The sequence below is a fragment of the Acidovorax sp. BoFeN1 genome, from assembly GCF_003345135.1.
Taxonomy (GTDB): domain Bacteria; phylum Pseudomonadota; class Gammaproteobacteria; order Burkholderiales; family Burkholderiaceae_C; genus Acidovorax; species Acidovorax defluvii.
The window spans coordinates 1-9,922 of the sequence record NZ_QOZT01000114.1 but is presented as its reverse complement, the minus strand read 5'-3'; the positions used below and the strand labels follow the sequence as shown (position 1 = coordinate 9,922).

The window sequence follows — 9,922 nt, the reverse complement described above, 5'->3', positions numbered from 1 at the left end:
CTGCACCCACCCGCTCAGTCCGCCTGATTGGCGCGCCCACCGACATCGGTGCTGGCGCACGCGGCGCCTCCATGGGCCCCGAGGCGCTGCGCGTGGCGGGGCTGCAGCAGGCCCTCGAAAGCCGGGGCCTGCAGGTGTGCGACCTGGGCAACCTGACCGGCCCCGCCAACCCCTGGCTGCCGCCCGTGCACGGCTACCGCCACCTGCCCGAGGTGGTGCAGTGGAACCAGCGCGTGTTCGACGCGGTGTTGGCCCAATTGCAGCAGGGCCACCTGCCCATCTTGCTGGGCGGCGACCACAGCCTGGGCCTGGGCAGCATCAGCGCCGTGGCGCGCCATTGTGTGGAGGCGGGCAAAAAACTGCGCGTGCTGTGGCTCGATGCCCACGCCGACTTCAACACCAGCGCGCTCACGCCCAGCGGCAATGTGCATGGCATGCCAGTGGCCTGCCTGTGCGGCTTTGGCCCGCAAGAGCTGACGGGGCTGGCCCGCATGCCCGGCGGGGGGCCGGCATTGCGGGCAGATCAGATTCGGCAGATCGGCATTCGCAGTGTGGACGCGGGCGAAAAGCGCTTTGTGCACGAACAGGGGCTGGAGGTGTTCGACATGCGTTTCATCGACGAAGTGGGCATGCGCCAGACCATGCAGCAGGCGCTGGCGGGGCTGGACGACGAAACGCACCTGCATGTGAGCTTCGATGTCGATTTTCTGGACCCCGACATTGCGCCCGGCGTGGGCACCACGGTGCCCGGTGGCCCCACCTACCGCGAAGCGCAGCTGTGCATGGAGATGATTGCCGACAGCGGACGGCTGGCCTCGCTCGACGTGGTGGAACTCAATCCGGCGCTCGATGTGCGCAACCAGACCGCGCTGCTGGCCGTGGACCTGGTGGAATCGCTCTTTGGAAAAAGCACGCTGATGCGGGTGCCTGCCTGAAGACCAGGCCGCTGCAGCGGCCTCAGCGCCTGGCCACCGCCAGACGGCGCAGCAACTGCTGCACGATGTCGGTCTGCATGTTGCGAAACAGCAGGGCCTCTTCCGCCTCCTTGGCCAGGGCGATGGCTTCGTTGTAGCTGATCTCGCGCTGCTGGAGCAGCTCGGTGTCGGGAATCAGCTCATCGCCTGCCGGCGTGCGCAGCTTGAAACGCACACGCAGGCGCAGCTCCAGTTCACGCACCTGCCCCGAAGCGTTGAGGCCCACCACCGCGCGTTCGTGCTGCTCCGACAGCAGATCGAGCACGGCCTGCGCCGTTGGCAGCGCGGCCGGGTCGCGCAGCACCTGCAGCTTGCTGCCCGATCCCTCCAGCGTGCGCGTCAGCTCCCGCGCCAGTGGCGAGCCCTGGGGAGCCGCCACATACAACGATGCAAAGGAAAATTCGGGCACCCCCCGCAGGCGAAAACCGCAGGCGGTCAGCAGGGCCACAGGGGCAAGGGAGAGCAGTGTGCGCTTGTTCATCATGGTCAGACCACCACGTTCACCAGGCGGCCGGGCACCACGATCACCCGCTTGGGTGCGGCGCCGGCAGCCTGGGCCACAAAGGCCTCGCTGGCCAGCGCGATGCGCTCGATCTCGGCCTTGTCGGCCTGGGCGGGCACATGGATGGAGCCGCGCAGCTTGCCGTTGACCTGCAGCATGAGCTCAATCTCGTCCTGCACCAGCGCATCGGGGTCCACCTGAGGCCAGGGGGCATCGAGCAGATCGCCCAGGTGCCCGGCGTAACCCAGTTGCGACCACAGGCTGTGTGCCACATGCGGCGTGGCGGGGTACAGGCAGCGCAGCAAAATGCCAAAGCCTTCGATCAGTGCCACCTGGGCGCCCGCGCACTCCAGCGCCTTGAAGTCTTCGAGCGCGTTGATCATCTTCATCGCGCCCGAGACCACCGTGTTGTACTGCATGCGCTGGTAGTCGTAGTCCACCTGCTTGAGCACGGTGTGGATCTCCAGGCGCAGTGCCTTGGCTTCCTTGCCAAATTCAACGTCTTTCAGGCTGCTAGCGCTTGCCACGCTTGCGGTAGCAGCTTCCATATCCATAGCAGACAACTTCACGCCGAAGTTCCACACCCGGCGCAGGAACCGGTAGCTGCCTTCCACCGCAGCGTCGTTCCACTCCAGGGTGGCCTCGGGCGGGGCGGTGAACATGGTGTACAGGCGGGCGGTATCGGCGCCGTACTTCTCGATCAGGTCCTGCGGGTCTACGCCATTGTTCTTGGACTTGGACATGGTGCCCACGCCCTCGTAGTCGATGGGCGTGCCCACGGGCAGCAGGCCGTCACCACTGGTGGCTTCGTTCTTGAGCTTGGCACCGATGATCTTGCCGCCCTCATCGAGCACATGCTCCACATCGTGCGGCCAGAAGTAGTCCTTGCCACCCTTGGCGGTGCGGCGGCTGTAGATGTGGTTGAGCACCATGCCCTGTGTGAGCAGCTTGGTGAAGGGCTCGTCCACTTTCACGAGGCCCAGGTCGCGCATGACCTTGGTCCAGAAGCGCGCGTACAGAAGGTGCAGGATGGCGTGCTCAATACCGCCGATGTACTGGTCCATCGGCATCCAGTAATCGGCGCCCTCGGCAACCATGGCGTCGGCATTCTTCGGGTCGCAATACCGCATGAAGTACCACGAACTGTCCACGAAGGTGTCCATGGTGTCGGTCTCGCGGCGGGCTGCCTTGCCGCACACGGGGCAGGTCACGCCGGCATGAAAGCCTTCGTGCTTGTGCAGCGGGTTACCCGAGCCATCGGGCACGCAGTCGGCAGGCAGCACCACGGGCAGGTCTTTTTCGGGCACCGGCACGGCGCCGTGTTCGTCGCAGTGAATTATTGGGATCGGCGTGCCCCAGTAGCGCTGGCGGCTCACGCCCCAGTCGCGCAGGCGCCAGGTGGTTTTGAGTTCGCCCAGGCCTTTTTGCGCCAGCGCATGGGCCACGGCGGCCACGGCGTCCTTGTAAGAGAGGCCGCTGAAGTTGTCAGAGTTGATGGTGACGCCGCGCTGTTTGTCAGCGTACCAGTCATGCCACTGGTGGTAGTCGAAGTGCTCGCCATCCACCAGCACCACCTGCTTGATCTCGATGCCGTATTTGAGGGCAAACGCAAAGTCACGCTCGTCGTGCGCGGGCACGCCCATCACGGCGCCGTCGCCGTAGCCGATGAGCACGTAGTTGCCCACCCACACCTCCACCGGCAGGCCCGTGAGCGGGTGCGCGACGAACAGGCCAGTGGGCACGCCCTTCTTCTCTTGCGTGGCCAGCTCGGCTTCGGTGGTGCCGCCGCTCTTGCATTCTTCAATGAAGGCCTTGAGCGTGGGGTTGGTCTTGGCAGCGTGCGCGGCCAGCGGGTGCTCGGGCGCCACGGCGCAGAAGGTCACGCCCATGATGGTGTCGGCGCGCGTGGTGAACACGTACATCTTGCCGTCGCCAATCAGCGCACCGTCATCCCCTGCAATCTCGTGTGTGAAGGCAAAACGCACGCCCTCCGATTTGCCAATCCAGTTCTCCTGCATCAGCTTCACACGCTCGGGCCAACCGGGCAGCTTTTCGCCGGTCACAAAGTCGAGCAGCTCTTCGGCGTAGTCGGTGATCTTGAGGTAGTAGCCCGGAATCTCGCGCTTTTCCACGGTGGCACCGGTGCGCCAGCCCTTGCCGTCGATCACTTGCTCGTTGGCCAGCACGGTCTGGTCCACCGGGTCCCAGTTCACCACCTGGGTCTTGCGGTAGGCGATGCCCTTTTCCAGCATCTTCAAAAACAGCCACTGGTTCCATTGGTAGTACTCGGGGTCGCAGGTGGCGACCTCGCGGCTCCAGTCGATGGCCAGTCCCATCGCCTGCATCTGCTTTTTCATGTAGGCGATGTTTTCGTAGGTCCACTTCGCCGGTGGAACTCCGTTCTTCAGGGCGGCGTTCTCGGCAGGCAGGCCGAAAGCGTCCCAGCCCATGGGCATGAGCACGTTGTAGCCGTTCATGCGCAGCTGGCGCGTGAGCATGTCGTTGATGGTGTAGTTGCGCACATGGCCCATGTGCAACTTGCCGCTGGGGTAAGGCAGCATCGAGCAGGCGTAGAACTTTTTCTTGCTCGTGTCTTCCGTCACGCGGTAGGCGTCGGTGGCGGTCCAGTGGTCGTGCGCGGCGCGCTCGACGTCTTGGTGGGAGTATTTTTCTTGCATGGGAGCTCTGCTGGATGAGAGGAATGCAGCCGCTGGGCTGCTGCTTTGCCAGATTTTAGGCGGTCACGGGGAACGCGCCCGGCCGTGCGCCGCACCCGGTGCGGGGTCTGGGCTTGCCGTCAGGGGCTCAGCGCGCCGCAGCGGGCTGTTCGGCAACAAACCCGATGCGCTGGAGCCCGGCGCTGTGGGCCGCACCCATGACTTCGACCACGCGGCCGTATGGCACGGCGGCATCGGCACGCAACTGCACTTCCGTATCGGGACGGGCCGCACCGATGCGCTGCAGCCGCTCGGCCAGGGCTGCCTGCGAAAGCGGCTGGTCCTCCAGAAAGGCCTGGCCCGTCGCATCCACCACCAGCGTGATGGACTGCGGTGCGGCGCCCGGCGTGGCACCCTCGGTGCGCGGCAGATCCAGCCGGATCGAACTGGCCATCAATGGCGCCGTGAGAATGAAGATGACCACCAGCACCAGCATCACATCCACCAGCGGCGTCATGTTGATGTCGCTCATGGGCTGCGGCCCGGGGGTGCGCTCCAGCCGGCCGAAACTCATGTTTCCACGCGCTCCGTCATGCCGACACGACCTTGGGGGGCGCGGTGTCGACAAGGAGTTCGCGCAGGTCGCGCGCAAAACCTTCCAGGTCAGCCTCGATGCGGCCAATGAAGCGCCCGAACACGTTGTAAGCCAGCACCGCCGGAATGGCCACCGCCAGACCCGCAGCCGTCATCACCAGGGCCTCGCCCACGGGACCGGCCACGCGGTCGATGGTGATCTGCCCGGCTCCCGCCATGGCGCTGAGGGCGTGGTAGATGCCCCAGACTGTGCCGAGCAAGCCAACGAAAGGGGCGGTGGACCCGACTGTTGCCAGAAGCACCTGGCCCCATTGCAGCCTGCCCAGCGCGCCGTGCAGGGCGTCCCGCAGCACGCGGGTGAGTTGCTGCGACAGGCTGCCGGAAGTCGCCAGCGTGGCCTGCTCAGCTGAATCAGGACGTGTCGCTATTGATTTTGTAGCAACAACCATAGACAGAACAAGCGCCTCGCGATCAAAAGACTGCAAACGCTGCACCGCAACGTCCAGCGATGGCGCCTGCCAGAAAGCCGCTGTGCACCGCGCCACGTCGGCCAAGGCCCGGCGCATGACGCGCGCCTTCCACAAAATCACCACCCAGCTGGCCACTGACATGGCGAGCAGCAGCAGGGCCGTGCCCTGCGTCACGGCATCCCCTTGGCGCCACCAGTGAAGTGCGTCCATGGCGGCTCGCCGGGGGCGCTAGTTCAGACCCAGCACGTCGAACATGTCGAACATGCCGGTCTTGCGGTCTGCGAGAAAGCGCACGGCGCGCAGGCTGCCCTGGGCATAGGTGGCGCGGCTGGACGATTTGTGCGTAATCTCGATGCGCTCGCCAATGCCGGCAAACAGCACGGTGTGGTCGCCCACGATGTCGCCACCTCGGATAGTGGCAAAGCCGATGCTCGACGGATCGCGTTCCCCCGTGACGCCTTCGCGCGCATACACGGCGCAGTCCTTGAGGTCACGCCCCAGCGCATCGGCAATCACTTCTCCCATCTTCAGTGCGGTGCCGGAGGGCGCATCGACCTTGTGGCGGTGGTGGGCTTCGATGATCTCGATGTCGTAGCCAGTGGCCATGGCCTTGGCGGCCATCTGCAGCAGCTTGAGCGTGACGTTCACGCCCACGCTCATGTTGGGCGCCATCACGATGGCCGTGCGCTGTGCACATGCCGCAATCTCGATCTTCTGCGCGTCCGTGAAGCCCGTGGTGCCGATGACCGCCTTCACGCCCAGCTCACTGCACAGGGCCAGATGGGCCAGTGTGCCTTCGGGGCGGGTGAAATCGATCAGCACATCGGCATTCTTCAGGCCCGTGCGCAGGTCCGCAGTGATGGCCACGCCACTCGCGTGGCCCAGAAATGCCGTGGCATCCGAGCCGATGGCGGGGCTGGCCGCCACATCCAGGGCCCCAGCCAGCACCATGTCCTCGCTGGCACGCAAGGCCTCGATCAGCATGCGGCCCATACGGCCGGACGCACCAGCCACCGCGACACGCAGGGCTTTGGAAGTGGGTTGGGAGGGCAAAGAGCTGCCTGTCATGTCATTCCTGTGTCGGTGAATGCGGCGGGGCATGCCGGGTGCCGGCACCCAAAGCCGCGGTCTTTAGCGCGCGGGCGCTTCGAGTGGGGGGTAAGAGGTGGAAACCGGTTCAGCAGGTGCGGCCGCTGGTGCGTTGGCCGCGCGCTCGGGAGCCGGGAAACGCGCCAGTTGGGCGTCGGTGGCTTCCAGCACGGGCACCTTGCCCTTGGTGGAGCGCGATCCCAGGGAGGCCACAAACTCGGCTTCGGAGGGCATGGCATCGCCGTCAAATCGCTGCAGCAGATCGCCCTGGAAAAACAACGTGAGCTTGCGCGTCTGGAGGTCTTCACCCGGACGCTTGATGGTGAACACATATTCCCAGCGCTCGGCATGGAACAGGCTGGTCACCAGGGGCGTACCAAGAATGTCGCGCACCTGTTGCCGGCTCATGCCCGGCGCAAGCGCCTCGATCTGCTCGCGCGAAACAAAATTGCCCTGCACCACATTCGCCTTGTAAGGCGTCACGACGCTGGCCAGGCGATTGCTGGCATTGTCCAGGCTGCTGCAGCCGGCCACGGCAGTCAGGCAGACACCGATGAACAAGGTCACGCCCAGACGGGCGCTGCTATGGGCTTTGACGGGCATGGAAAAGGGTCGTAAGGCTATGATCGACCCATTGTAGCGGCTGGTCCTGTGGGCCTGGTCGAGCCCGCCGACACACGAAAGACACGGTCATGACGAATATCGACGAACTCAAAAGCACGGGCCTGAAGGCCACCCTGCCGCGCCTGAAGATCCTGGAGATTTTTCAGAAGGGCGCGCAGCGCCACATGACGGCTGAAGATGTCTTTCGCGTCCTGCTGGAAGAGCGCTCGGACATAGGGCTGGCCACGGTCTATCGCGTGCTCACGCAGTTCGAGCAGGCGGGCATTCTGATCCGCAGCAACTTCGAAAGCGGCAAGGCGGTTTACGAACTCGACGAAGGCCAGCACCACGACCATTTCGTGTGCACGTCGTGCGGCAAGGTGGAAGAGTTCTACGACCCCGAGATCGAAAAGCGCCAGCAGATCATTGCCAAGGCCAAGGGCTGGGTGGTGCAGGACCACACGATGGCCCTGTATGGCCAGTGCGCCCACTGCGCAGCCAAATGAAGCCCCCCTGAGGCGCTGCGCGCCTTCCCCCTGAAGGGGGACGCCGCCGGCGCGGCGGGGCGGCCCTTGCGCGGCGGCCGCTGGCTTGGCCGCGACGGGCTCTTGGGCCTGCGGACAGCGCGCACACAATTGCCTGGAACGGTTGCCGAGCCTGTTGCCCGACCTGCGAATCAGCCCCCGGTGTCGCGTTCCATGGCGCGGCGATGCCGCTCCACAAATTCCTGATAAGTGTCGATGCCGCGCAACTGCAAGATGGTGTTGCGCACGGCCGCCTCCACGAGCACGGCAATATTGCGCCCCGCCACCACCTGGATCACCACCTTGAGCACCGGCACGCCCAGCACGTCCTGCGTGAGCGGCTCGTAGGGCAGGCGCTCGTATTCGCGCTCCAGCGTTTCCTTGCGCACCAGGTGCACGATGAGCTTGAGGCGCATCTTGCGGCGCACGGCGGTTTCACCAAAGATGGCGCGGATGTCCAGGAGGCCAATGCCGCGCACTTCCAGCAGGTTCTGCAGCAGCTCGGGGCACTTGCCCTCAATGGTGGTCTGGTTGATGCGAAACAGGTCAACAGCATCGTCGGCCACCAGACCGTTGCCGCGCGAGATTAGCTCCAGCCCCAGCTCACTTTTGCCCAGGCCGGATTCACCCGTGATCATCACCCCCAGGCCCAGAATGTCCATGAACACGCCGTGCATCGTGGTGCGGTCGGCAAAGTGCTTGGACAGGTAGGCACGCAGCACATCAATGACGAACGCCGACGACTCGTGCGTGGCGAACATCGGAATCTGCGCCCGCTCGCACATGGACAGCAGCGCATCCGGCGCAACCTGGCCATCGGCCAGCACCAGCACGGGCGGCTCCAGCGTGACAATGCGCGCAATGCGGCGCTGGCAGTCTTCGGGGGTGGCATTGACGAGGTAGGCGATTTCTCGCTCGCCCAGAATCTGCACCCGATAGGGGTGGATGTAGTTGAGATACCCCACCAGATCGGCGCCCGAGCGTGCCGCACGCACGGCCACTTCGTCAAAGCGCCGCTCGGAAGCACCAAGGCCGGCCACCCATTCCCATTTCAGGGTGCCCCGGAATTCCTCAAACAGGACATCGGCACTGACGACGTTGGGCTTCAAGACAGTCCCGCGAAGGCGAAGAAAAAATCAGGCGGCCTGGGTGGACTGCCAACCGGCGATCATGCCGTGCAGCACCGCGGCGTCGTCGCACGCCTTGAGCCTCTCGCGCAGCACCGAGTCGCTCAGCAGCTCGGCAATTTCGGAGAGGATTTCCAGGTGCTTCTGGGTCGCGGCTTCGGGTACGAGCAGAAAAATGAGCAACCCAACCGGCATTTCGTCGGGCGCATCGAAACCAATCGGCTGCGCGAGTTGAAACACCGCCGCCATCGGCGCCTTGAGGCCCTTGATGCGGCCATGCGGAATGGCCACGCCGTGTCCCAGGCCCGTGGAGCCTAGTCGCTCACGCGCAAAGAGGCTGTCGGTGATCAGCGCCCGCGAAAGACCGTGCTGGCCTTCAAACAGGAGACCCGCTTCTTCGAAAGCACGCTTCTTGCTGGTGGCGTCAACGCTCACGAGCACTTGAGCGGAGGGCAGGATGGATGCGAGTCGGTTCATGGTCAAGGAAACAATTATGCACACATTGGCAGAAACCCTGATCAAAACCCGCAAGCCACAAAAAAACCGCCCCGGGGGGCGGCTGCGGCCGACAGGCAGCGCATCTGCATGGCTTACGCGAGCATCTCGCGTTTGGATGCGTCGTAGTGGTCCTGGATGCGGTCTTTATGGCGCACGACCTGGCGATCCATCTTGTCCACGAGCTCGTCCACAGCGGCATACAGGTCGAAATGGGAGCTTTCTGCAAACAGGTCGCTTCCCTTGACGTGGATGTTGCATTCCGCTCGCTGCCGTTTCTCTTTTTCCTTCTGTTTCTCTACTGTCAGCAGCACCTTGACGTCCACTACCTGATCGAAATGGCGCGTGATCCGGTCGAGCTTGGTCGTGACGTAATTGCGCAAGGCGGGGGTAACTTCGAGGTGGTGACCGCTGATCGTCAAGTTCATAAGTAAGTCTCCTGTGGCTCTTTGACAAAAATGCCGCTCTGGATCAGAGGAACGGCCCGGCTAACTCGGATACATGCGTCGACGCGAATTCACTATGCCCCCGCGCAATGCCAAAAGCAATCCCATACCGCCCTTGGCGGGCGGGTTATGTCGGTGAAGGTGCCACGGCGAAAAAAAACGCGCACAATGGGTCGGCTGTGGGCAAAGTCCCCAAAACGCCCCCCAGTGCGTGCCCCACCAACGCGGCAGTTGCCCGCCTTGCAAGGCACCCCCTGCATTGCCACGGCCTTGCGCGCAGCCGCCCAGAGCCGGGGCCCCACCCGGTGCGCTGCTGCGTAAAATCAAACGGTTCGAAGCAGCCCTGATCGCCCGCAATCCTTAACACTTTCCTGGCACGGAACCCTCTTCACGCTCCGCCTGCCCGCACTACCACCATGACCCAGCCCAGCCCCCAAGCCC

General features: G+C 64.3%; 11 protein-coding genes. 2 read left to right on the top strand and 9 right to left on the bottom strand.

The window, feature by feature from the left end; translation table 11 throughout:
* Positions 1–935, top strand: a 935-nt coding sequence (rocF, locus tag DTW89_RS17610; protein ID WP_236637197.1) for an arginase, incomplete at its 5' end; no start/stop codon positions are given.
* 22 nt (positions 936–957) lie between these two features.
* Here the strand turns inward: rocF and DTW89_RS17605 are convergent.
* From DTW89_RS17605 to DTW89_RS17580, 6 genes are all read right to left on the bottom strand, one after another.
* Complete coding sequence (locus tag DTW89_RS17605; protein WP_024813290.1) at positions 958–1,455, bottom strand: LPS-assembly lipoprotein LptE; 498 nt, start codon at positions 1,453–1,455, stop codon at positions 958–960.
* A 5-nt stretch (positions 1,456–1,460) separates the two neighbouring features.
* The gene (leuS, locus tag DTW89_RS17600; RefSeq protein WP_114656868.1) at positions 1,461–4,154 is read right to left on the bottom strand and encodes a leucine--tRNA ligase; all 2,694 of its coding nucleotides are present in this window, start codon (positions 4,152–4,154) and stop codon (positions 1,461–1,463) included.
* A 127-nt stretch (positions 4,155–4,281) separates the two neighbouring features.
* On the bottom strand, positions 4,282–4,707 hold the full coding sequence (locus tag DTW89_RS17595; RefSeq protein WP_114656867.1) for an ExbD/TolR family protein: 426 nt from the start codon (positions 4,705–4,707) through the stop codon (positions 4,282–4,284).
* A 16-nt stretch (positions 4,708–4,723) separates the two neighbouring features.
* Complete coding sequence (locus tag DTW89_RS17590) at positions 4,724–5,407, bottom strand: MotA/TolQ/ExbB proton channel family protein (protein WP_114656866.1); 684 nt, start codon at positions 5,405–5,407, stop codon at positions 4,724–4,726.
* Between the two features lie 18 nt (positions 5,408–5,425).
* Positions 5,426–6,265: a 4-hydroxy-tetrahydrodipicolinate reductase gene (dapB, locus tag DTW89_RS17585; RefSeq protein ID WP_114656865.1), complete on the bottom strand. Its 840-nt coding sequence runs from the start codon at positions 6,263–6,265 to the stop codon at positions 5,426–5,428.
* Positions 6,266–6,328: 63 nt separating this feature from the next.
* On the bottom strand, positions 6,329–6,889 hold the full coding sequence (locus DTW89_RS17580) for an outer membrane protein assembly factor BamE (protein WP_114656864.1): 561 nt from the start codon (positions 6,887–6,889) through the stop codon (positions 6,329–6,331).
* An 89-nt stretch (positions 6,890–6,978) separates the two neighbouring features.
* On the opposite strand from DTW89_RS17580, the gene fur reads away from it, so the two are divergent.
* A complete protein-coding gene (gene fur, locus DTW89_RS17575) occupies positions 6,979–7,395 on the top strand; it encodes a ferric iron uptake transcriptional regulator (protein WP_024813296.1) in 417 nt (138 codons plus the stop codon).
* 170 nt (positions 7,396–7,565) lie between these two features.
* On the opposite strand, the gene hprK is transcribed toward fur, so the two are convergent.
* The 3 genes from hprK to hpf form a co-directional block, all read right to left on the bottom strand.
* Positions 7,566–8,522, bottom strand: a complete 957-nt coding sequence (gene hprK / locus DTW89_RS17570; protein WP_024813297.1) for an HPr(Ser) kinase/phosphatase — start codon at positions 8,520–8,522, stop codon at positions 7,566–7,568.
* A gap of 27 nt (positions 8,523–8,549) precedes the next feature.
* Complete coding sequence (locus DTW89_RS17565; protein ID WP_024813298.1) at positions 8,550–9,017, bottom strand: PTS sugar transporter subunit IIA; 468 nt, start codon at positions 9,015–9,017, stop codon at positions 8,550–8,552.
* Positions 9,018–9,130: 113 nt separating this feature from the next.
* Complete coding sequence (hpf, locus tag DTW89_RS17560; protein WP_024813299.1) at positions 9,131–9,463, bottom strand: ribosome hibernation-promoting factor, HPF/YfiA family; 333 nt, start codon at positions 9,461–9,463, stop codon at positions 9,131–9,133.
* Positions 9,464–9,922: the final 459 nt, after the last annotated feature.

Bases quoted from the DNA above. Each gene is read 5' to 3' on its own strand.
- DTW89_RS17605 (WP_024813290.1), bottom strand. From the start codon at position 1,455: ATGAACAAGCGCACACTGCTCTCCCTTGCCCCTGTGGCCCTGCTGACC.
- leuS (WP_114656868.1), bottom strand. From the start codon at position 4,154: ATGCAAGAAAAATACTCCCACCAAGACGTCGAGCGCGCCGCGCACGAC.
- DTW89_RS17595 (WP_114656867.1), bottom strand. From the start codon at position 4,707: ATGAGTTTCGGCCGGCTGGAGCGCACCCCCGGGCCGCAGCCCATGAGC.
- DTW89_RS17590 (WP_114656866.1), bottom strand. From the start codon at position 5,407: ATGGACGCACTTCACTGGTGGCGCCAAGGGGATGCCGTGACGCAGGGC.
- dapB (WP_114656865.1), bottom strand. From the start codon at position 6,265: ATGACAGGCAGCTCTTTGCCCTCCCAACCCACTTCCAAAGCCCTGCGT.
- DTW89_RS17580 (WP_114656864.1), bottom strand. From the start codon at position 6,889: ATGCCCGTCAAAGCCCATAGCAGCGCCCGTCTGGGCGTGACCTTGTTC.
- fur (WP_024813296.1), top strand. From the start codon at position 6,979: ATGACGAATATCGACGAACTCAAAAGCACGGGCCTGAAGGCCACCCTG.
- DTW89_RS17565 (WP_024813298.1), bottom strand. From the start codon at position 9,017: ATGAACCGACTCGCATCCATCCTGCCCTCCGCTCAAGTGCTCGTGAGC.
- hpf (WP_024813299.1), bottom strand. From the start codon at position 9,463: ATGAACTTGACGATCAGCGGTCACCACCTCGAAGTTACCCCCGCCTTG.